The 21,583-nt window shown below is 72.1% G+C and carries 21 protein-coding genes and 1 pseudogene; 14 read left to right on the top strand and 8 right to left on the bottom strand.

Annotated features, from left to right (window positions below; translation table 11 throughout):
- The first annotated feature begins 11 nt into the window (after positions 1–11).
- The 7 genes from ABZ707_RS12875 (at position 12) to ABZ707_RS12845 (ending at position 4,610) form a co-directional block, all read left to right on the top strand.
- Positions 12–845 carry an alpha/beta hydrolase gene (locus ABZ707_RS12875; RefSeq protein WP_360172596.1) on the top strand — a complete coding sequence of 278 codons (834 nt, stop codon included), beginning with the start codon at positions 12–14 and terminating at the stop codon, positions 843–845.
- On the top strand, positions 838–1,434 hold the full coding sequence (locus tag ABZ707_RS12870; protein ID WP_360172265.1) for a WHG domain-containing protein: 597 nt from the start codon (positions 838–840) through the stop codon (positions 1,432–1,434). The genes ABZ707_RS12875 and ABZ707_RS12870 overlap by 8 nt, the downstream gene beginning before the upstream one ends.
- Positions 1,431–1,892: a DUF4260 domain-containing protein gene (locus ABZ707_RS12865; protein WP_360172262.1), complete on the top strand. Its 462-nt coding sequence runs from the start codon at positions 1,431–1,433 to the stop codon at positions 1,890–1,892. Before ABZ707_RS12870 ends, ABZ707_RS12865 begins: the two co-directional genes overlap by 4 nt.
- 270 nt (positions 1,893–2,162) lie before the next feature.
- Entirely contained in the window at positions 2,163–2,354 is a 192-nt protein-coding gene (locus tag ABZ707_RS12860) for a hypothetical protein (protein ID WP_360172259.1), read from the top strand.
- Positions 2,338–2,865 carry a DUF6879 family protein gene (locus ABZ707_RS12855; protein ID WP_360172257.1) on the top strand — a complete coding sequence of 176 codons (528 nt, stop codon included), beginning with the start codon at positions 2,338–2,340 and terminating at the stop codon, positions 2,863–2,865. Before ABZ707_RS12860 ends, ABZ707_RS12855 begins: the two co-directional genes overlap by 17 nt.
- Positions 2,862–3,695 (top strand): helix-turn-helix transcriptional regulator, encoded by an 834-nt coding sequence (locus ABZ707_RS12850; RefSeq protein ID WP_360172254.1) that lies wholly within the window; start codon positions 2,862–2,864, stop codon positions 3,693–3,695. Before ABZ707_RS12855 ends, ABZ707_RS12850 begins: the two co-directional genes overlap by 4 nt.
- 468 nt (positions 3,696–4,163) lie before the next feature.
- A complete protein-coding gene (locus tag ABZ707_RS12845; RefSeq protein WP_360172251.1) occupies positions 4,164–4,610 on the top strand; it encodes a hypothetical protein in 447 nt (148 codons plus the stop codon).
- A gap of 46 nt (positions 4,611–4,656) precedes the next feature.
- On the opposite strand, the gene ABZ707_RS12840 is transcribed toward ABZ707_RS12845, so the two are convergent.
- Positions 4,657–5,862, bottom strand: coding sequence for a S8 family serine peptidase (locus ABZ707_RS12840; RefSeq protein ID WP_360172248.1), 1,206 nt, complete (start codon positions 5,860–5,862; stop codon positions 4,657–4,659).
- A 178-nt stretch (positions 5,863–6,040) separates the two neighbouring features.
- Between ABZ707_RS12840 and ABZ707_RS12835 the strand changes: the two genes are divergently transcribed.
- The 3 genes from ABZ707_RS12835 to ABZ707_RS12825 all read left to right on the top strand — a co-directional run bounded on the left by ABZ707_RS12835 (position 6,041) and on the right by ABZ707_RS12825 (position 10,861).
- Positions 6,041–9,337 carry a right-handed parallel beta-helix repeat-containing protein gene (locus ABZ707_RS12835; RefSeq protein ID WP_360172245.1) on the top strand — a complete coding sequence of 1,099 codons (3,297 nt, stop codon included), beginning with the start codon at positions 6,041–6,043 and terminating at the stop codon, positions 9,335–9,337.
- 227 nt (positions 9,338–9,564) lie between these two features.
- Positions 9,565–10,389 carry an LLM class F420-dependent oxidoreductase gene (locus ABZ707_RS12830; protein WP_360172242.1) on the top strand — a complete coding sequence of 275 codons (825 nt, stop codon included), beginning with the start codon at positions 9,565–9,567 and terminating at the stop codon, positions 10,387–10,389.
- A gap of 40 nt (positions 10,390–10,429) precedes the next feature.
- The gene (locus ABZ707_RS12825) at positions 10,430–10,861 is read left to right on the top strand and encodes a TIGR03668 family PPOX class F420-dependent oxidoreductase (protein ID WP_360172239.1); all 432 of its coding nucleotides are present in this window, start codon (positions 10,430–10,432) and stop codon (positions 10,859–10,861) included.
- Positions 10,862–10,883: 22 nt separating this feature from the next.
- On the opposite strand, the gene ABZ707_RS12820 is transcribed toward ABZ707_RS12825, so the two are convergent.
- Positions 10,884–11,348: a MarR family transcriptional regulator gene (locus ABZ707_RS12820; protein ID WP_360172236.1), complete on the bottom strand. Its 465-nt coding sequence runs from the start codon at positions 11,346–11,348 to the stop codon at positions 10,884–10,886.
- 172 nt (positions 11,349–11,520) lie between these two features.
- On the opposite strand from ABZ707_RS12820, the gene ABZ707_RS12815 reads away from it, so the two are divergent.
- Complete coding sequence (locus ABZ707_RS12815; RefSeq protein ID WP_360172234.1) at positions 11,521–12,489, top strand: alpha/beta hydrolase; 969 nt, start codon at positions 11,521–11,523, stop codon at positions 12,487–12,489.
- A 185-nt stretch (positions 12,490–12,674) separates the two neighbouring features.
- Positions 12,675–13,084: pseudogene (locus ABZ707_RS12810) on the top strand (hypothetical protein); the annotation flags it as partial.
- Positions 13,085–13,123: 39 nt separating this feature from the next.
- Here ABZ707_RS12810 and cynS read toward each other — a convergent pair.
- The 3 genes from cynS to ABZ707_RS12795 form a co-directional block, all read right to left on the bottom strand.
- Positions 13,124–13,567: a cyanase gene (gene cynS, locus ABZ707_RS12805; protein WP_360172231.1), complete on the bottom strand. Its 444-nt coding sequence runs from the start codon at positions 13,565–13,567 to the stop codon at positions 13,124–13,126.
- Between the two features lie 115 nt (positions 13,568–13,682).
- Positions 13,683–14,471: an SAM-dependent methyltransferase gene (locus tag ABZ707_RS12800; protein WP_360172228.1), complete on the bottom strand. Its 789-nt coding sequence runs from the start codon at positions 14,469–14,471 to the stop codon at positions 13,683–13,685.
- Positions 14,472–14,875: 404 nt separating this feature from the next.
- Positions 14,876–15,796, bottom strand: coding sequence for a zinc-binding dehydrogenase (locus ABZ707_RS12795; protein ID WP_360172225.1), 921 nt, complete (start codon positions 15,794–15,796; stop codon positions 14,876–14,878).
- 282 nt (positions 15,797–16,078) lie between these two features.
- Here ABZ707_RS12795 and ABZ707_RS12790 point away from each other — a divergent pair, with 282 nt between their 5' ends.
- Positions 16,079–16,954 (top strand): glycosyltransferase family 2 protein, encoded by an 876-nt coding sequence (locus ABZ707_RS12790; RefSeq protein WP_360172222.1) that lies wholly within the window; start codon positions 16,079–16,081, stop codon positions 16,952–16,954.
- A 135-nt stretch (positions 16,955–17,089) separates the two neighbouring features.
- Positions 17,090–18,061 (top strand): iron-siderophore ABC transporter substrate-binding protein, encoded by a 972-nt coding sequence (locus tag ABZ707_RS12785; RefSeq protein ID WP_360172219.1) that lies wholly within the window; start codon positions 17,090–17,092, stop codon positions 18,059–18,061.
- Here the strand turns inward: ABZ707_RS12785 and ABZ707_RS12780 are convergent.
- The 3 genes from ABZ707_RS12780 to ABZ707_RS12770 all read right to left on the bottom strand — a co-directional run bounded on the left by ABZ707_RS12780 (position 18,040) and on the right by ABZ707_RS12770 (position 21,374).
- Positions 18,040–19,509 carry a SidA/IucD/PvdA family monooxygenase gene (locus ABZ707_RS12780; protein WP_360172216.1) on the bottom strand — a complete coding sequence of 490 codons (1,470 nt, stop codon included), beginning with the start codon at positions 19,507–19,509 and terminating at the stop codon, positions 18,040–18,042. The two genes, ABZ707_RS12785 and ABZ707_RS12780, sit on opposite strands and share 22 nt — an antisense overlap.
- A gap of 120 nt (positions 19,510–19,629) precedes the next feature.
- Complete coding sequence (locus ABZ707_RS12775) at positions 19,630–21,219, bottom strand: pyridoxal-dependent decarboxylase (RefSeq protein WP_360172213.1); 1,590 nt, start codon at positions 21,217–21,219, stop codon at positions 19,630–19,632.
- Positions 21,216–21,374: a hypothetical protein gene (locus ABZ707_RS12770; RefSeq protein ID WP_360172210.1), complete on the bottom strand. Its 159-nt coding sequence runs from the start codon at positions 21,372–21,374 to the stop codon at positions 21,216–21,218. The genes ABZ707_RS12775 and ABZ707_RS12770 overlap by 4 nt, the downstream gene beginning before the upstream one ends.
- Positions 21,375–21,583: the final 209 nt, after the last annotated feature.

The raw sequence follows: 21,583 nt of genomic DNA, 5'->3' as shown, positions 1-21,583 counted from the left end.
TGAGGGACGCAATGACCGAATATCTGACAGTCGACGACGGAACGATCGCGTACGAGGTGGCCGGCGAGGGCCCGCTGGTCGTCCTGGCCCCCGGCATGGGGGACAGCCGTGAGGCGTACCGGTTCGTCTCGCCACGCCTGGTGGCCGCCGGGTACCGGGTCGCCGCAGTCGACATACGGGGCTGCGGCGAGTCGAGCGCGCGGTGGCCGTCCTACAGCCGTACCGATATCGCCGGCGACCTGCTCGCGGTGATCCGCCTCCTCGGCGGCCCGGCGGTGCTGGTCGGTCACTCGATCTCCGGCGGCGCCGCCACCATCGCGGCCGCCCAGGCGCCCGACCTGATCACCGGCATCGTCGAACTGGGGCCATTCACCCGCGGGCAGTCGTTCAAGCTGGGCGATCTGCGGTTCGGCGGCTACCGCAAGGCGGCGCTCCAGATGGCCGGCGCCGGCATGCTGGGCAGCGTGGCCCGCTGGCGCGGCTACCTCGACAGCGCCTACCCGGGGAAGAAGCCCGCCGACTGGACCGAGCGGTTGGCCCAGATCGATGCCATGCTGCGCGAGCCGGACCGTATGAAGGCGTTTCAGAAGATGTTCCAGTCCGCGCCCACCGATGCCGGGGCGCAGTTGGAGAACGTGCGTTGCCCGGCCCTGATCGTGCAGGGCTCGCTCGACCCGGACTGGGCCGACCCGCGGGCCGAGGGCGAGGCGATCGTGGCCGCCCTGCCGGCCGGGCTGGGGCGACTTGAGATGATCGAAGGCGCGGGTCACTACCCGCACGTCCAGTATCCCGACGACGTGGTGTCCCTGATGCTCGCCTTCCTGCACGCGCACGCCCGTGCCTAGGGCCGGCCTCAGCCCGGCCGCGGTCGTCGCAGCCGGTGCGGCGCTCGCCGACGAGGTCGGCTTCGCGGAGCTGTCCATGGGCCTGTTGGCCGAGCGGGTGGGTGTACGGACGCCCTCCCTCTACAAACACACCGCCTCGCTGGACGCCCTCCGGCACGGCATCTCCGTCCAGGCGAAACGCGAATTCGGACACGCGCTCGCCCGGGCCGCCGTCGGCCGGTCCGGCCCGGACGCGGTCCACGCGATCGCCGACGCGTACCGCCGCTGGGCGGTCGACCACCCCGGGCGCTACGCCGCCACCATTCGCGCACCCGCGGCCGGTGACGAGGAAGACCTCCGGGTCAGCAGCGAGGCCCTGGAGATCTTCTTGGACGTCCTCGCCGGCTTCGGACTGCGTGACGACCGCGCCATCGACGCCACCCGCACGCTGCGCTCGGCCCTTCACGGCTTTGTCAGCCTGGAGAGCTCCGGCGGCTTCGGGATGCCCCGCGACGTCGACCGCAGCTTCCGCTATCTCGTCGACACCCTGATCGCCGGCCTGCGGGCGGACCAGCCCTCCACCCCTCCCGCTCACGAAGGACCGGCATGACCGCCACCGATCCACCCACGAGGACCACAGACACGCCCCCGGCCGGGAAGAACGCCACCCTCGTATCGCCCGGCGTCGCCACCCCGGGCGTGGTCAACGGCCGGCCGCTGACCTGGCTGCGGATCGAAGGACTGGCGGTCGCCGGAGCCGCTCTCGCCGTGTTCGCCACCACCGGGTATGCGTGGTGGCTGGTCCCGGCGCTGTTCCTGGTCCCTGACCTGTCCTGGCTCGGTTACCTGGCAGGCCCGCGGGCGGGCGCCTGGATCTACAACCTCGCGCACACCGCACCCCTGCCACTGGCACTGCTCGTCGCGGGGGCCGGATGGCACATCAGCGCGTTCACGGTCGCGGGGGCCGTTGGCCTGTTCCACCTCGGCCTGGACCGCCTCATGACATACGGCCTCAAATACGATCACAGTTTCGTCGTCACGCACCTGGGAGTGCACGGCAACCACTGACCGGCCGGCAAACGCCCGGCCCCGGACGGCCGGCCTCCGGACGAGGCACGACGCCGAGAACGGCCGGCGCCACAAGCCCCGCGACCACCCGGCCCACACCCGGGCCCGGAGGCGGGCCCCGCCATGGGATGCCCAGCCCGCTGAAGGTTCCGGCCAGGGGCGGCGCCGCCTCCAGTTTCCCGTTCCGGAAAGCCAGTCCTCTTGTCCTGCACTCACCGTGCCCGTAAGGATCGACAGGAAGACCGCGGTCCACGGAAAAGGGGAGCGTTCGTGAAGGTGACCATGCTGGCGACGACGTGCGACAAGAAGGACTGCCCCACCATTTACAAAACCGATCGGGGCACGATCCTCGTTCAGGGCGAGACACCAGCCGACCATGGCCTACGGATTCCCGCGCATGAAACGCTTGTGGAGATCCCGATGGATCTGATCATGAAGGCATTCGGTGATCAGCTTGGCTAGGTCTCTCGGAGACATGTTCGATACCTTCGAGCGCGAAGCGTTCCGGCTGGAGACTCTGGACGACTACAGCGGCTCAGGCAGCACGGACGCCTTCAGGGCGTTTATGGACGGCCAGGAGCGGCCGGCCGAATACAACGCCGACTGGCTGGCGGAAGTCAGGTCCTACGTCGACTCGGGACGCCGCATGTACCGGGTCCATGTGCTCACTCGGCCATTGTCACCGTACCTACGGTTCGAATTGGGCTGGGGATACGTCACGAACGCCACGGCCGGTGAGGAGTTCTTCATCCTGGACGTGACCAATCGGCCCACGCCTCTGCCGGAAAACGCAAGCGATTTCTGGCTGTTCGACTCAGTCACTCCCGCACCAATGTATTACACGCACGGTGGCAAGTTCCTCGGGGCCGAGGTGCTGCCCGACGACCGAGCGGCGGAGTTCGTCGCTCGGCGAGACGTGGCTTTGGCGCACGCTGAGCGGTTCCCGGACTGGTGGGCGAAGTACGGCGAGTGAACCGTTCGGAGTTGGGTGCCGCGCTACGGGCACTGCGCGCTGCTTCCGGTAAGGAAGCCAAAGCGGTAGCCCGTGGCGCTGTCATGTCAGCAAGCAAACTCAGCAAGATCGAGACCGGGAAGTTCAGCCCCAGCACGGATGACGTAGACCGCATTCTCACCGCTATCGGCGTCTCGCACGATGTGAAATCCGAGTACATGGATGCCGCCCGCGCCGCGGCGACAGAAGCTACCGCGTGGCGCCTGATCCAGCGCGCCGGACTCCACAAGGCGCAGCGGCAACTGAAGGCCGTGGATGCCCGCATGAGCCGGCTGAGGCTCTTCCAACCAGCCCTGGTGCCCGGTCTGCTCCAGACACCGGAGTACATGAGAGCCGTCTTGTCCCGACACCAGGAGCTGAGCGAGACGACCGTCCGGGAGACCGTGACCGCGAGGCTTGAACGCCAAGCCGTGCTCTACGACGAGAGCAAGGCTCTCCGCTTCGTGATCACAGAACCGGTACTCCGGTGGCTCATCGTGCCCCCATTGGTCATGGCCGGGCAGTTGGACAGGCTCATCAGCGTGTCCCGGCTCCCTCATCTTGACGTGCGGGTAGTACCTCTGTCCGGGCGCCAGCACGACATACCGAACCACGCGTTCGTCATCCGCGACGACCGCGCGGTGACCGTCGAGACCGTGCATGCGGAACTCATCGTCACGGACCCCAGGGACGTGGCCCTCTACGTGGCGAAGTTCGACGGGTTCGCCGCTACCGCCCTTTACGGCGACGCCATGCGAGAGGTGTTGGGTGGCCTGCGGGACGACTTGTTGCGGAGACGGGAAAGGCCCTAGCCGCTGTCGCGCCTTCCGAAAGAGCATCAGGTCAGACGACATTCCGCATGGAGGGACGGCGTGCATGGTGACCCCAGAGACACAGAAGCCGCAGGCGTACGGCTTGAGGGAGCTTCCTCCCGAACCATCCGCGCATCCGGGGTGCGGTCACTGTCTGCCCCTGGCGGTCCGTAGGCAGAACGCCCGCTCCACCGGGGACCACAGCGCGGTATCCGAGGCGAATGGTGAGCTACAGCGACACATCAAGGTGATGCACCCGTGAGTGCCCGGTCGGTGATGCCGTATGTCATTCGCAAGATGGCGGAGTACCCGGACACAGACGGCGTACGAGTCGGAATGCCTGTGGTGTGAGTGGAGGGCCATGCCGTGAACGGACCGGACGGAGCGGTCGGCGCATGCGGCCGGCGCGCCGGGACGGCGGGGATCGGCGCACTCCCCAACTCCGCGCGGCGACCCTATGATCGAGCGATGTCGGGACACGGGGGAAACAGCGGGGCCGACGCGGAGCGGTCGCCGGGAAGCCGGCCGTTCAGCGAGACGAAGTGGACGTGGATGCCGGTCGGCGCCCTGGTCCTGCTGGCCGCGAGCTGGGGGATCGTCGGTCTTGCCGAGGGCGGTTGCCAACAGGGGCCGCGCGGCGGCTGTGTCGCGGCGGACGGCTTCGGGTGGCACGGCTGGGTGTTGTTTCTCGCCGCGATGCCGTCCTATGTGGTGGTGATCACGGGACTGACGACCGACCGCTGGCAGCCCGCCGTCGGCCTGTCGCTGGGCGGTGTCGCAGGCGGCCTGTACGCCGTCCTCCAAGGGCAGACGGCGGCGAACCTGATCACCGCGGGCGTTCTGTTCGTGCTCGCCGTGGTGTCACCCGCGCTGACATGGCGACGCCGCCGGCGGGGGACTCTCGCCCCGGCCTGAGTCCGCCACCGTGGCTCCGCGAGCCGGAAGCGGCCCCGCCTCGCCCCTACTCGCCCGCCGGGCGCCAGCCCCGGGCCTTTCCGCGCGGGATCACCACCGCCGCTGCCGCCGTCAGCAGCACCAGTCCCCCGCCCACTCCCGCGATGATCAGCGCGCGGTCGCGCGGCGCGGTGGAGGGCCTCGTGATCACTCGCGCCGGGGCCGGCCGCGGCACCGTGCCCCGGGCGCCGGTCAGCACCGCCGTCATCGCCGCGTACGGGTCCAGCCGGGGCGGCGACGCCGGGTACGCCGCCACCGTGAGCTGGCGCGAGACCTGCGCGGCCGTCATGTCCGGATGCTGCGCCCGTACCAGCGCCGCCGCACCGGCCACGTGCGCCGCGGCCAGCGACGCTCCCGAGCCGAGGAAGTGCCCCGGCCCCTTCGGGCCGACGCTGACCACCGCGTCGCCCGGCGCCGCGAGGTCCACGCCGGAGACCACCGGCGCGTTGGCCGGACGTGCCCCGCCGGGGCCGTAGTCCGAGACGGACAGCACGCCGGGCACGGCCGCGGGCCAGTACCAGGGCTCGGCCCGTGCGACACCGCCGGGGGCGCTCCGGTCCACGGGCAGCGCGTCCGGCGCCGCCGGGGCGACCACCAGGGCGTCCCGCTCGGTCGCGTGGGCGACCGCGGACGTCAGTACGGACTTGCCGGTGGCCAGCGCGGATCCGACGTAGATGACCCGGGCCCCGCCGTCCGCGGCGGCCCGGATGCCGTCCGCCAGCAGCGCCGCCGTGGCCACGCCGCGTCCGTCCGTGCCACGCACGGCCAGGATGCGCGCGCCGGGCGCCACTCCCACCGGACCCACCCCGTCGATACGCGCCGCCGCGATCAGCCCGGCGGCGAAACTGCCGTGCCCCACACAGTCCTCGCCGGCGCCGCCGAGCGCCGAGACACGGCCGGAGAGCCCGGGTATCCCCGTCCCCACGCCGGTGTCCACCACCGCGACGGTCACTCCGGCGCCCTGTGAGATCAGGGCGGCCCGCGAGAGCCCCAGGGCCCGTACCGTCCACGGCTCGGACCGGGCCGTCCTGGGCGACGCCTTCGCGCACGGATCGTCGGGCGCCAGCGTGGCGCGCACGACGGGCAGTTCGACGGAGTCCGCCGCGACCGCCGGTGATCCGGCGGCGGCCAGCGGTGCGGCGGAGAGCAGGGCGGCCGCCAACGCCCGTACCACAGGGAGACGGTGAGTCCTGGCGCGTCGCATGGCGGGCATCCTATGCGGCCGAGATGACGGCGCGACGACGCGAACGGCACACCAACCGCATGCTCCTGTGTGGATGATGAAGTACCCGTTCCCGTAGCCTTCACCGGGCGCACACCGACGTCCCACTGCTCCCTCCCCCCTTGGACAGGGAGGATCGGCGGTGGCGGCGAAACAAGGAGGTCCGAGCGTGTCACGGCAGTTGCTCACGGTGTGCCCGGAAGAACCGGACAGTTTCCGGACGATCGGTGAGGCCCTGGCGAAGGCGCGTACGGGAGCGGTGATCCGCGTCCGGCCCGGCCGTTATCCCGAGAATCTGACGGTCCGCAACCGGGTCACCATCGTCGCGGAGGGCGAGCGCGGCAGCGTCGAGATCTGCCCGCGCCGCGGCACCGCGCTCGTCCTGGTCGCCGACGCGGTGATGCTCACCGATCTCACGCTGCGCGGCGGCAGCGACGACTTCCCCGTGGTGGACGCGCCGCGCGGCCAGGTCGCCATGGACGGCTGCACCGTCGTGGGCTCCGGCTGGACGGCCGTACTGGCCCGGGAGACCGGGGCGCTGGCCATGCGCGACTGCCGGGTCTCCAATCCGGTCGGCGCCGGTGTCGTGGACACCGCCGACACCGGCAGCGTCATAGCGGACTGTGTCATCGAGAACCTCGGCACGTCCGGCATCGTCCTCAGCGAGCAGGCCCGTACGACCGTGCGCGGCTGCCGCATACGTGACGCCCGGGGCAACGGGATCCTGGCCAACGGCGAGGCACAGGGCCTGATCGAGGACTGCGACATCTCCGGCGCGGAAAAGCCGGCCGTCGCGCTGGAGGGCAGCAGCGCCACCCGGGTGCTGCGCACCACCGTCCACGACACCGCCGTTGGCGTCTATGTGACGAGCGGCTCCCGGCCGTCCCTCGACCAGGTCACGGTCACGGACACCACCGGTCCCGGGATCGCGCTCGCCTCGGGCGCCGACCCCGAGCTGCTGCGCTGCCGCACCGCGCGCACCAAGGGCAACGGCCTGACCGTCACCGAACGCTCCCGGGGCTCCTTCAAGGACTGCGAGTTCGACGCGTCGGCCGCCCCGGCGATCCGGGTGATCGGATCGAGCGCGCCGATGCTCTCCGACACGGCGGTGCGGGACTGCGCGGACAAGACCGGTGCCGTTGTGCTGGAGGAGGAGTCGGCGGCGGAGTTCGACCGGCTGGAGGTGACGGACGCCGCGGGTACGGGCATCCTCGTGCGCACCGGCGCCAATCCGCTGGTGCGCCGCGCCCGGATCGTCTCGCCGCGCGGCCACGGTGTGGAGGTCGTCGAGGACGGCCGGGGGCGCCTGGAGCACTGCGAGATCGAGGGCGCGGGCGGCTCGGGTGTGCGGATCGCCGCGGGCGGCAATCCCGAGCTGCGTGACACGACCGTCCAGGCGTCCGCCGAGTCCGGCGTCCAGGTGGCTCAGGAGGGTCTCGGCACCGTACGGGACTGCCGTGTCCAGGCGAGCGGCGCGTCCGGTGTCGCCATTGAGAGCGGCGGCGGGCTCTCCGTCCTCCGCACCCAGGTCCTGGAGTCCGGCGCGCACGGCGTACTGCTGGCGAACGGCGCCCGCGCCTCGCTCAACTCCTCCCAGATCACCGGCAGTCTGGGAGACGGCATCCGGGTCGACAGCGCCGAACAGATCTCCGTGACCGGCTGTACCGTGCGGGACAACCGTGGCGCGGGGCTTCGGCAGACGCGCGCCGGCGACCGGCTCACGGTGGAGGACCTGACCAGCGCGGGCAACGCCGTCCCGGACGCCTGGGGCGACACGGCCGCCGAGAACGCCCCGCAGGGACCGGGCGAGGGCAGCGGCGGCAAGACCGCCGCTCCCGAAGGACCGCTGGAGGAGCTGGAGTCGCTGGTCGGCCTCGCCGACGTCAAGCACCAGGTGCGCACCCTCGTCAATCTCAACCAGCTCGCGCAGCGGCGGGCCCGGCTCGGCATGCCCGCACCGCCGATGAGCCGCCATCTTGTCTTCTCCGGGCCGCCCGGCACCGGCAAGACCACCGTGGCCCGGCTCTACGGCGGCATTCTGACGGAGCTGGGCGTGCTGCGCTCCGGGCATCTCGTGGAGGTGTCCCGCGCCGACCTCGTGGCGCAGATCATCGGTGGCACGGCGATCAAGACGACCGAGGCGTTCAACGAGGCGCTGGGCGGGGTGCTGTTCATCGACGAGGCGTACACCCTGCTCTCCGACGGCAAGGGCTCCGGCGCCGACTTCGGCAAGGAGGCCGTCGACACCCTGCTGAAGCTGATGGAGGACCACCGGGACGACGTGGTCGTCATCGCCGCCGGATACACCGAGGAGATGGGCTCGTTCCTCTCCTCCAACCCGGGCCTGGCGTCGCGGTTCACCCGCACCATCGAGTTCGCCAACTACTCGGTCGAGGAGCTGGTGACGATCACCGAGTCCATGTGCGAGGCGCACCGGTACGAGCTGGATCCGCGCACTCTGGACGCCCTCGCCGCGCACTACGGGCGGATGACCCGGGACGCCGCCTTCGGCAACGGCCGTGCGGCCCGGCGGGTGTTCGAGGAGATGGTGGACCGGCAGGCGTTCCGGCTGAGTTCGATGGCGGACCCGGCCGAGCGCGATCTTTCGCTGCTGCTGCCCGAGGACGTGGCGGAGAACGCGGACGCCGGCGCGGACGGCGGCCGGAACTCCGAGGAGCTGCTGGCCAGGCTCGACGCGATGGTCGGCCTGGGCGCCGTCAAGCGCGAGGTGACCGACCTGGTCTCGCTGCTCGCCGCCACCAGGCAGCGCAAGGCCGCCGGGCTGCCCACGCCGAAGATCAGCCACCATCTGGTCTTCTCCGGCCCGCCCGGCACCGGCAAGACCACGGTGGCCCGGCTCTACGCCGAGCTGCTGCACTCCCTGGGTGTGCTGCCCAAGGGCCAGCTCGTGGAGGTGGCGCGCGCCGACCTGGTGGGCCGGTACGTGGGCCACACCGCGCAGCTCACCAAGGAGGTCTTCGAGAGTGCCCTGGGCGGTGTGCTGTTCATCGACGAGGCCTACACCCTGACTCCCGAGGGCGCGACCTCCGACTTCGGCCGGGAGGCCGTCGAGACGCTGCTGAAGCTGATGGAGGACCACCGGGACGACGTCGTCGTCATCGCCGCCGGATACACCGAGGAGATGGGCCGGTTCCTCGACTCCAACCCGGGACTCGCCTCGCGGTTCACCCGGTCCGTGGAGTTCGAGAACTACACCACCGACGAGCTGGTCGGCATCCTGGAGCAGCACGCCTCCGTCTCCGGGTACGACTGCGCGCCGAAGACGCTCGACGCGCTGCGCGCCCATGTGGACGCCCTGCCGCGCGACCGCTCCTTCGGCAACGCGCGCACGGCCCGCAGTCTGCTCGACGTGATGATGACGCGCCAGGCGAGGCGGCTCAGCGCGGTGGCCGCGCCCGACCTGGACGATCTGCGGCTGCTGCTGCCGGAGGACCTCCCGGCGTAACGCGGACGGCGGACCGGCGCCGTACGCGAACGGGCCTCGCGCACGGCGCCGCCGCGGTCTCTCCACGGCTCCGGCGGCGCCGTATGCCGGGTGCCCGCGCCTCGCCGGGACATATGCGGAGGTTACGGAGCAGACTGGGTGGGGGAGGCGTTTGTTCCTCGGCCGCCGTTCGAGAACCGGGCGTCTCGCCCAGGTCCCGTACGGCGCCGAACCCGAGGAGAGCCGTCGTGAAATTCGGAATTGCGAGCTTCATCACCGATCAGGGCATCGGCCCCGCCGAGCTGGCCGGAGCGATCGAGGAGCGCGGCTTCGAGTCGCTGCTGATCGCCGAGCACAGCCATATCCCGGCGGACCGCAGGACTCCGTATCCCGACGGCGGTGAGCTGCCGGAGATGTACTACCGGCTGCTCGATCCCTTTGTCGCGCTGACCGCCGCCGCCTCGGCCACCGAGCGGCTGCTGGTGGGCACCGGTATCGCCCTGCTCTCGCAGCGGGATCCGATCATCACCGCGAAGGAGGTGGCCTCCCTGGACGTCGTCTCCGGCGGCCGTGTCATCTTCGGTGTGGGCATCGGCTGGAACCGCGAGGAGATGGAGAACCACGGAACCGATCCGTCCACTCGCGGCCGGCTGGTCGATGAGCGGCTGCGGGCCATCCTGTCTCTGTGGACGGAGGAGAAGGCCGAGTTCCACGGTGAGTTCGTGGACTTCGACCCCGTCTATCTCTGGCCCAAGCCGGTGCAGAAGCCGCACCCGCCGGTCTATGTCGGCGGCGGCGAGGGGGCTTTCCGCCGGGTGGCGGAGTTCGGGGACGCCTGGCTGGTCAGCAAGGTGCCACCGGACAGGCTCGGCCCGCAGATGAGGCGGCTGCGCGAGACGGCCGGACGTGATGTGCCGGTGACGGTGTACTGGGCGCCGCCCGACCCGGAGGACACCGCCGCGTACTCCCGGCTCGGTGTGGAGCGGATCCTGTTCTCGCTGCCGGCGATGCCGGAGGCCGAGACGTTCCGGGAGCTGGACGAGATGGCGGCGGTCATGGACAAGAGCCGCTGACCTCTGCCGGGACCCGCCACAAGGCTGTGAGGAGGCCACGATGCCCCGTCTGAGCGGTGTGGAGGCGCGGGACCGGCTGGCGTGCTGCCGGGTGATCCGGCTCGCCACCGCCGACGCCTGGGGCCGGCCGCATCTGGTGCCCGTCGTCTTCGCCCTGGACGGAGACACGCTGGTGATGGCGGTGGACCACAAGCCGAAACGGTCCCTGCGGCTGAAGCGGCTCGCCAATATCGCCGTCAATCCGGAGGTCTGCCTGCTCGCGGACGGCTACGACGAGGAGTGGGACCGGTTGTGGTGGGCCCGCGCCGACGGCCGCGCGGTGGAGCTGCCCCCCGCGTCCTGGTCCGCCGGGTCCGCGCGGGACGTGGCCCTGCTGGTGGACAAGTACCGGCCCCATTACGAGGGCCGCCCGCCGGCGGGACCGGTCATCGAGGTCGGGATCAGCCGCTGGAGCGGCTGGTGCGCGAGCTGACTCGCCGGGCGGGGACCGCGACTCAGTCGTCCGCCGTGACATTGGCGATCAGGGTGCGCAGGATCGACCTGACCGTGCCGGTCTGCTCCGGCGTCAGGCCCATCGCCTCCCCCATCGCCGGAGGCACGGCGTCCGCGCGCTCACGCAGCGCCTCCCCCTCCTCGGTGAGGCTCACCAGGACGGAACGCTCGTCCTCCAGCCGCCGCTCCCGGCGGATCAGTCCGTATGTCTCCAGCCGCTTGAGCAGCGGTGACAGCGTGCCCGAGTCGAGCTGGAGCGCCTCGCCCAGATCCCGCACCGACGCGGAGTCCCGCTCCCACAGCACCAGCATCACCAGATACTGCGGATAGGTGAGGCCGAGCTCCTGGAGCAGCGGCCGATAGCGGGCGGTCACCGCGCGGGAGGCCGCGTACAGGGCGAAGCAGAGCTGGTCGTCGAGGCGGAGGGTGAAGTCCTGCCGGGACTCGGCTGTTCCTGTGTCGCTCATCGCGCCCACTTTCCATCGCGTCTACGAGGCGTTCATCCCATTGTCTCGCCTCCATGACTCTAGCGCTCGCCATTCAGTTGCACACAATCAAGTTGCCCTCTACTCTTCTGGTTGTGGGAATCACCCCACCGCCGGCTCCGGCCGGCGGCCCCTGCGCACCCGAGGAAACGACATGTCCGAGACCCGCTCCGACCGCCCCGTACTCGAACCCGCGGCCGCCGCGTTCGCCGAGGCCACCGCGAACCCGCCGTACCTTTTCGACCTCGGTCCCGCCAAGGGCCGCGAGGCCGTGAACGAGGTCCAGTCGGGTCCGGTCGACGTCCGCGCGGTGACCGACGAATGGCTGACCGTGCAGGGCGGTCCCACCGGCTCCGTCCGGGTCCGCGTCGTCAGGCCGGCCGGCGCCACCGGCACCCTGCCGGTGATCCTCTACATACACGGGGCGGGCTGGGTCTTCGGCAACGCCCACACCCACGACCGGCTCGTCCGCGAACTGGCCGTGGGCGCGAACGCCGCCGTCGTCTTCCCCGAGTACGACCTCTCCCCCGAGGCCCGCTATCCGGTGGCCGTCGAGCAGAGCTACGCCGTCGCCCGGTGGATCGGCACCGACGGCACGGCCCAGGGCCTCGACGCCTCGCGCCTCGCCGTCGCCGGTGACTCGGTGGGCGGCAACATGACCGCCGCGCTGACGCTGCTCGCCAAGGAGCGCGGCGATGTCCGCTTCGTCCAGCAGGTGCTCTTCTACCCGGTCACCGACGCGTCGTTCGACACCGGCTCGTACGAGCAGTTCGCCGAGGGCTACTTCCTGCGCCGCGACGCCATGCGGTGGTTCTGGGACCAGTACACGACCGACCCCGCCCAGCGCGCCGAGATCACCGCCTCGCCGCTGCGCGCCACCACCGAGCAGCTCACCGGCCTGCCGCCGGCGCTCGTCATCACCGGCGAGGCCGACGTCCTGCGCGACGAGGGCGAGGCGTACGCCAACAAGCTCCGCGAGGCCGGAGTGCCGGTCATCGCGGTCCGCTACCAGGGCATCATCCACGACTTCGTGATGCTCAACGCGCTGCGCGAGACACACGCCGCCGAGGCCGCCATCACCCAGGCGATCGGCACACTGCGCGCCGCCCTCGGCACCGTCTGAGCGGCTCGTCGCACCACCGGGGCCCGGACCGTTCCGACGACGGTCCGGGCCGATCCGTGCCGCACCACCACGGCGACGCCGGGGACCCTGGGTGCGAAAATGCGGCAGGGATCCGGCGGAATTCGGGGGCGGCATGTCGGGGAGCGCGCAGCGGCACGGAATACCGGACGAGTATCTGGCGGGGCGCCGCCGTCGAGCAGTCCGTCGACGCGTTCGCCGAGGGGTACGAGCGGGCACAGCGTCTGGCGGTGCGTCAGGAGGCCGCCGCGCGGCGGGAGTTCATCGACGACCTGCTCTACGGGCGCAGTGACCTGGGGCGGCTCGCTGAGCTGGCCGAACGGTTCGGGCTGCGGCTCGCGCACACGCACGCCGTCGCGGTCGCCGAGGGCATGTCCGCGTACGACGAGGGCGACGCCGTGTCGCGTTCCGTGGAGCAGGCCATGATCAGCCGGTTCGGTGACCGCAGCATCCTGCTCACCACCCGCGGATCCACCGGCTCACCGGCGCCAATCCGGCCGATCCGCTGCACCGCTACACGCTCCAGACGGCCGTCATCGGCGCCAGGCTGCTGAACTGGCCCGCGGAGCCGGTCTGACGGCGGGCACCGGCCGCGCCGCGGCAGGAGGCGTCCGCCTCACCACTGGTACGGCAGGAACTTCCCGTCGAGCGTGACAACGACCCGGTCACCGTCCGGATCGGGCACCCGCCGCACATCGAAACGGAAGTTGATGGCGCTCATGATGCCGTCGCCGCACTCCTCGTGGATCAGTTCCTTGATGGTCGGCCCGTAGACCTGCACGATCTCGTAGAAACGGTAGACGGTCGGATCGACGGGGACGGCGGAGTCCAGCCCGCCCCGGGTGGGCTCCGCCATGAACGCCATGACGGCGTCCTTGCGCAGATCGAGGAAGGCCGCGGCGGCGTTCGCCTCGTCCGCGCTCATCGGCTGCTGCCCGAGCAGGGCCGAGGTCGTCCATGCCACCGGCCGGCCCACCGCCTCGGCGATCTGAGCCCAGCTCAGGCCCAGCTCCGCCTTGGCCCGACGGACGGCCTCGGCCGCCTGCTGTTTGGTGAGCATGGTGACTCTCCTCGCGATGAGAACGCCCGTCTGATCTCTGCTGAGGAATATAGGAGAGCGGACACGCACCGGCAACGACGCCGGGACCGGCCGAGGCGGTCGGAGGGGCCCGCTCTCAGCGGACGCGGGCGGCGCCGACATAGAAGGAGCTGTGCTCGTCGGCCGGGGCCGGGGGCACCTGGTACCACTGCGGCGCGGTCACCAGTCCGGGCGGGACGAGATCGAGGCCGTCGAAGAACCGTCTGACCTCGGCATGGCTGCGGAGCCGCAGGCTGATGCCGCCCTTCCCGTACGCGCCCGTCACCCGGCCCACCAGATTCTGCGGCTGAAAGTCGGCCGTGCCGTGCGAGAAGAGCAGCACACTGCCGGACGGCAGGGCGTCCACCAGGGTGCGGGTGAGGCCGTACGGGTCCTCCTCGTCGGGGATGAAATGCATCAGGGCGATGAGGGACAGGGCGACGGGGCGGCTGAAGTCCAGCACGGTCCGGGCGTGCGCGAGTATCTCCTCGGGCGCGCGCACATCTCCCTGGACATAGTCGGTGACCCCCTCCGGCGCGCTGACCAGCAGTGCTTCCGCGTGGCGCAGCACGATGGGGTCGTTGTCGGTGTAGACCACGCGGGACGCCGGAGCGATGCTCTGGACGATCTGATGCAGATTCGGCTCGGTGGGAATGCCGGTGCCGATGTCGAGGAACTGGTCGACACCGCTGCGTGCCACCCAGGCACAGGCGCGGTGCATAAAGGCGCGGTTGAGCTGGGCGTCACGCTTCGAGACGTCCGGGAGCTGCTTCCCGATCTCCCGGTCGACCGGATAGTTGTCCTTGCCGCCCAGGAGATAGTCGTAGACCCGCGCGGGGTGCGGCTTGCTGGTGTCGACCTGAGGCTTGGGAGTGGCTGCGGCCATGCGGAACTCCGTTGAATGGATCGATCTGTGGGGCGTCACCGGCAGAGACCGCGGGCGCTCGGGCGCATTTCCCCCCGGAAGGGCCAGGGCCCGGCGGGGGCTTCCCGGTCCGGCGGTGCGGGCTCCACGCGGGTGCGGGCGGCGGTCCGGGGCCCTCGGGCACGCGGCGGACTCGGGACCGGCCGTGCGCGCCGGGGCAGAGCGGCGGCGCCCACGCCCCTCTCCGAGCACCGCCATGACGGGAAGTGTTTCACAGGGGGCATGAGGTGAAAACGGTGCCTCCTGTGGCCCTTGTGGCGTCAGCGTCCTTTCCGGACAAGGGAGTTGGCGGTACGCGGCGGCGCACCGGCGGGCCCCGGTGGGTGCCCCGGCGTCCGGGGCCCGCCCTGGTCGCGACGGGGCGGTCAGCCGCCCACGACGTCGAGTACGGCCTTGCCGCGTACGCGGCGGCCGAGCAACTCCTCCACCGCCTCCGGCGCGCGCTCCAGCGGGCCGCGCCAGCCGATCTGCGGATCCAGCTCTCCGCGCTCCAGCAGACCGACGAGATACGCCAGATCGGCCCCGACCGGGGACGCCACCGTGAAGACCTCGATCCGCTTCCGCCCGCCCCTGAGCCGCTCCGCCTCGAAGTCGATGACGGTCGGCTGTAAGGACGCCTTGCCGATGGACTGGACCGAGCCGCCCGGCTCGACCCGCGCGAACGCCTCGGCGAGCTGCGTACCGCCCACGTTGTCCAGCACCCCGAAGACCGGCGCCGAGACCTGCTCAGGGCCGATGACGACCTCGTCCGCGCCGAGCGCGAGCAGCCCCTCGCCGCGCGCCGGGCTGCCCACCGAGGCCACGACCCGCGCGCCCGCGCGGGCCGCGAGCTGCACCGCGTACCGTCCGACTCCGCCCGAGGCCCCGGTGACCAGCACCCGGCGGCCCACCACGGGGCCGAGCAGCCGCAGCGCCTGGAGCGCGGTGACGCCCGCGACGGGCAGCGCGCTCGCGGCCCCGAGCTCCACGCCGTCCGGCACGACGGCCAGTTGCGCGGTGTCCACGGCGCGAAGCGCCGCCCACGCCCCGGCCCAGCCGAAGGTCACCACCCGGGTGCCCGGCCCGGGCCCCGAGCCGTCGGCCGCGGCCCGCACCACCACACCCGCGGCGTCCCAGCCGGAGACATGGCCGGGTTCGAGATGGCCCTTCCGGTAGACGATCTCGCCGAAGTTCAACGAGGCCGCGTGGACCTCGATCAGCGCCTGGGACGGCTCCGGCACCGGATCCGGCGCCTCCCCGTCTCGGAGCCCGCCGGGTGCCTCGGGGTCGTACAGCAGAGCACGCATACCGTTCCCTCCCTCTCGTCGGCCTGCGCCACGCGGTACCGGTCCCAGCGGACGCCGCCGTCACTGTCGGTCACGGCCCGTGCGGCTTACGTGTGGGCGCAACCGCCCCCGCCGCCGGCGTTATTCCGGGGTGCTCCGGGCCGCTCGCCGCACGGCGGCCGGGCCGGTTCGCACAAAGATGAACCCAAGGGGACGGCAGAGATACCTTCCGGTGACCGAAGGGTGGCGACGGCCGGATAGCATCGGTCCTCATGCCGTCAATGAGAGCTGGGTGATCTGGACGTGTCCCGACCGCGTGTGGGTGTGGCCGTGCTGACCATGGGAACCCGGCCCGTTGAGCTCCGGGCCCTGCTGGACTCCGTGGCCAAGCAGCGTGAGGCCCCGTCGCGGATCGTCGTGGTCGGCAATGGAGCGCCGCTTCCCGAGCTGCCCGAGGGCGTCATCGGAGTGGAGCTGGAGAAGAACCTCGGTGTCTCCGGGGGGCGCAATGTCGCCATGGAGAAGCTCCGCGAGACCGGTGACGTGGACGTGCTGGTCGATCTGGACGACGACGGGCTGCTGATCGAGGCCGATGTGATCACCCGGGTCGCCGATCTGTACGAGGCCGATCCCCGGCTGGGCATCGTCAGCTTCCGGATCGCCGACGAGACCGGCTTCACCCAGCGGCGGCACGTGCCCCGCCTGCGCGTCGACGACCCGATGCGCGGCGGCGAGGTGACCACCTTCCTCGGCGGCGGACACGCGCTGTCCATGGCGATGCTGGAAGAGACCGGCGGCTGGCCCGACGAGTTCTTCTTCACCCACGAGGAGACCGACCTCGCCTGGCGCGCGCTGGACGCCGGCTGGAAGATCCAGTACGAGCCCGAGCTGGTCCTCCAGCATCCGCGCACCTCACCCGCGAGGCACGCCGAGTTCTACCGGATGACGGCCCGCAACCGCGTCTGGCTGGCCCGCCGGCATCTGCCCGCGCTGCTCGTGCCGGTCTACCTCGGCACATGGATCCTGCTCACGGTGGCCCGTACGCGCTCGGCGAGCGGACTGCGCGCGTGGTTCGGCGGCTTCTTCGAAGGCGCCAGGACCGCGTGCGGCTCACGCCGTCCGATGCGCTGGCGGACCGTCGGCCGTATGACCGCGCTGGGCCGCCCGCCGGTCATCTGAGCCTTCGCCGGGGCGGCCCGTACGGCCACCGGCCGCCGCCGTACGGCGACTTGACGGATCGTCAGGGACGGCTCAGGTTTGCCCGACTCAGCCCCGGGGCAGATTCCGGGCCCTCGTCAGGGAGGCCCCAGCACCGTGTCCAGAACCCGCACACGCCATCTCTCCGTGGCCGCCGCCGCGCTCGCCCTCCTGCTCACCGCGTGCGGCGGTGGCTCCGACGAGCCGGCGGACCGGGCGGGCGGCGCGCGGGCCGCCACGCACACGGTCGCGACGGTCATGGGCGCGGTCGAGGTCGGCGCCGCGCCGGAACGGGTCGTCGTGCTGGACACCGACGCGCTGGACTCGGCCGTGACGCTCGGGGTGACCCCGGTCGGCGCCACGACCGTCGCCGACAGGGCGCCCTTCTCGACCTACCTCCCCGCCGGCGGGCTCAAGGACGTCAAGCCCGTCGGACTCGTCGCCCAGCCCAATCTTGAGGCGATCGCCGCGCTGAAGCCGGACCTGATCCTCGGCAGCAAGGTCCGCGACGAGAAGAACTACCGGGCGCTGTCGGCGATCGCGCCCACCGTCTTCTCCGACACCACGGGCCCGGGCTGGCGCGAGAACTTCGCGCTGCACGCCGACGCCCTCGGCAGGAAGAACGAGGCCGCGCAGGCCGTCGCCGACTACGAGGCACACGTCAGGCGGCTGACCGAGGCGCTGGGCGGGCCCGCCGCGGCGCGGCGGACCACGGTCGGCTTCGTACGGTTCGTCGAGGGCGCCGACACCCGCCTCTATCTGAACGACACCTTCGTCGGCTCCCTCTTCAAGGACCTCCGGGTCGGCCGGCCCGCCAACCAGGACACCACCGGCTTCTCCCTCGACGTCAGCCCCGAACAGATCGACAAGGCCGACGCCGACGTCATCTTCTACTCCACCTACGGCGACGCGGAGAAGTCCAAGGAGGCCGCCACCACGGCCGGTCCGCTGTGGCAGAACCTGACGGCGGTCAGGAAGGGCACGGCCTTCAAGGTCGACGACAGCCTGTGGATGCTCGGCATCGGCTACACCGGCGCCGGCCAGATCCTGGACGCGATCGGGCAGAGCTACTCCTCCGCCGCCCGGTGACGGTCGCGCGGCGGTGTGCGGCGGGGCTCCGGCCGCCGCCCTGACGGCGCCGGGGGGCGCACGGTGGAATCCGTCCCGGCCGGGGCTCCGAAGGTCGTCCAGGCAGCGCGCTCCGGCACCCGCACAACTGTGCGCCCCGCCACCGAGTTGAGGATCGTCGCCGCGCGCCAGGCGCCCAGCGTCAGGTCGGGAGCGCCGACACCGTGCGTGTGCAGTTCGGCGTTCTGTACGTACAGCGCGCCGGACACCCGGGGGTCGAGCGCGACCCGGTAGTCCCCGTCGATCCGATAGCGGCCCTTGCCGTCCCAGTCGACGAGCTTCGCCAGCGCGCCCAGAAAGGCGGGACGGCCCGCCTCGTACCCGGTGGCCGACACGATCGCCGAGGTACGGATCTCGAACAGCGTGTCCTGCTCCGTGTGCCGGCAGGTCAGCACGTACCCCTCGCCGCCGGCGAGCGCCGCCGCCCCCACGACCGCCACGCCCGGATGGAGCGCGGCGCGCGGCGCGGTACCGCCGACGGTCCGCTCGTACAGCTCGTCGTGGATCTCGGCGAGGGTCTCCTCGCTGATCCCCTTGTAGAGCTGCCACTGCTCGCGCACGAGCCGTTCCCGCCGTTCCTCGGGCAGCGCCCGGAAGTAGCGGATGTAGTCGGGAGTGAAGTGCTCCAGGCCGAGCTTGGAGTACTCCATCGGCGCGAAGGCGGGCGTACGGGCCAGCCAGCGGACATACGGGCCGCCCTCGCCCCCGGCGTCCTGCGAGCGCAGCAGGTCGAGCGTGACCTCGGCGCCCGACTGGCCTGCCCCGATGACCGTGACATCGTCCAGGCCCGCCAGCCGCGCCCGGTGGCTCCGGTAGTCCGAGCTGTGCAGCACGCGGCCCGCGTGCGCGGAGGTGAGCAGCGGGCGCAGCGGTTCGGGGACGACCGGGAGCGTGCCGACGCCCAGCACCACCCGCCGGGCCAGCACACGTGTCACGGCGCCGGCCTCCGAGCGGTGGGTGACGGCGAACGCCTCCGCCTCGTCGTCCCAGTCCAGCGCGGTGACGCGCGCGTCGAAGCGGCACGAGGGCAGCAGTTCGGCGACCCAGCGGCAGTAGTGGTCGTACTCCCTGCGCGGTATGTGGAAGCGCTCCGAGAAGAAGAACGGGAACATCCGGTCGTGCTGCCGGAGGTAGTTCAGATACGACCAGGGGCTGGTCGGGTCGGCCATCGTCACCAGGTCGGCGAGGAAGGGGACTTGCAGGACCGTGCCCTCCATGAGCAGCCCGGGGTGCCAGGAGAAGGCGGGCTTGGCGTCGAGGAAGAGCGCGCGCAGGCCGGGCACACCGTCGCAGAGCGCGGCCAGCGAGAGATTGAACGGACCGATGCCGACGCCGGCCAGGTCGTAGACGGCGGAGTCCGTGGCGCCTCCCGGTCCGGTGCGTTCGTCGGGCGTGCTGTGCTCGGTCACCGCTGGGCCTCCGCGAGGGGGTGGAAGGACGACGTGTGTCGATGGAGCAGGACGGGGTGGGGACGGGCCGAGGTGGCGGCCGGGTGCCGGGCCGGTCCTGGTGGCCGGGCGGGCGCGGATTCACCGGGCGTCCTCCTCCGTGCGGCCGGCCGCCGCGACCGTGTGCAGCAGCCGCTCCACCTCGACGGCCGTGGTGTGCGGATTGAGCAGCGTGAGCTTGAGACGTATGCGTCCGGGACCCTCGCCTGGCAGCTCCGTACGGCCGACGACGGCCCGGCCCTCGCGCAGCAGCCGGCGGCGCAGCGCGGCGTTGATCTCGTCGCTGCGGGTGCCGTCCGCCGGCAGATAGCGGAACAGGAAGGCCGTCAGCACCGGTTCGCCGTGCAGTTCGAGCTGGGGGTGGTCCCGTACGGTCCGCGCTCCGGCCAGCGCCAGCTCGTGGCAGGCGTCGACCAGCCGTCCCAGGCCCTCTCTGCCGAGCGTCCGCAGGGTGACCGCGATCTTGAAGGCGTCGGCGCGGCGTGTCGTCCGCAGCGACAGACCGAGCAGGCTGGGATAGCCGGCCTCCTCGTCGTCCGGCGGGTTCAGATAGGCCGCGCGCCGGGTGAGCGAGGCGTATGTCTCGGACCGGCGCACCAGGAAGATCCCGGCCGCCGCCGGCTGCCAGCCGAGCTTGTGCCAGTCGAGGGAGACGGAGTCGGCGAGCCCGAGGCCGTCCAGGAGCGGCGCGAGACGGTCGGAGAGCAGCGCGCCGCCCCCGTAGGCGGCGTCCACATGCAGCCAGGCGCCGTGCTCGGCGGCGAGCGCGGCGCAGTCGCGGAGCGGGTCGATCGCCCCGGTGTCGGTGGTGCCCGCGGTGGCGACGACGGCGACCGGCAGCTCTCCGCGACCGGCGCAGCCGTCCAGCGCGGCGGCCAGCGCCCCGGTGTCCATGCGGAGTTCACGGTCGACGGGCACCGGCAGCACCGCGTCCTCGCCGAGCCCGAGGAGCGCGGCGGCGCGCTGTACGGAGAAGTGCGCGGCGGCGGAGACAAGGACGCGCGGCCGGCGGCCGGGCCCGGTGGCCGGCAGCCCCGTCTGCTCGATCCGCCGACCGGACGCGGCGCCGAGGATCCGGTCCCTCGCCAGCATCAGCCCCATCAGATTGGACTCCGTACCGCCGGAGGTGAGCACTCCGGCCGCGCGTCCGGGATCGTAGCCGACGAGTCCGGCCAACTCCTGGAGCAGCAGGGTCTCCAGGGCGGTGGCGGCGGGGGCCTGGTCCCAGGAGTCCTGGGACGGATTGAGCGCCGAGACCGCGAGATCCGCCGCGACGGCGACGGCCAGCGGCGGGCAGTGCAGATGGGCCGCGCAGGACGCCTCGGCCGGATCGGCGCTGCCCCGGGCGAGCAGCTCGGTGAGCCGCTCCAGCGCGGAGCCGCCGGCCCCGGCGGGCGCGCCCGGACCGGCGCTCACCTCGGCGAACACCGCGGCGACGGCAGCCGTGATCTCCTCCGGCCGCCCGGCGGCGATGGGCCCGCCGCGCCGCCGGGCGCCCTCGGCGAGTGCGTCCAGCACGGTGGTGACGAGGGGTTCCAGGCTCCGCGGCCCGCCCGTCCCGCCCGACAGCGCGGCGGCCCGCGTACCGGCAGCCGGCCACGGCTTGGGCGGAGTTGTCTCCCGTCCTGTCGGGTCCACCGCCGCGGCCCGCTCCCCCGGCTCCGGCGTCATGCGTTCCGTCCACTGCCGGTGGCGGCCAGCCCCGAGGACTCCCTGGCGCGCTGCCGCCGCAGCAGGGCGTCCGCCGTGGCGGGGGTGCGCGGGCGGGCGTCGGCCGGATCGGCGGCCCGCCCGTCCGCGGGCAGGGCGACGGGGGGCACGGTCATGGAACGGCTCCGGAGTATGAGGGAGACGGGTGCGGAGCGGCGGCGCCCGACGAGGCGGCGGCTCGGGAAGGGGTGCGCGGCGGACTTCCGCCGCTCGGGGAGCCCGCGCCGGGGGCCGGGATCCCGGCCCCCGGCGCGGTCGGCACGCGGTGCGAGGGCCGCGATCGGCCCGGGGAGCGAGTTCGCGTCAGACGGATCCGCGCGAGCGC

The organism is Streptomyces sp. NPDC006923, assembly GCF_040635655.1.
Taxonomy (GTDB): domain Bacteria; phylum Actinomycetota; class Actinomycetes; order Streptomycetales; family Streptomycetaceae; genus Streptomyces.
Note: the sequence above shows the minus strand (reverse complement) of the source record. Positions and strands in the feature narration are given on the sequence as shown.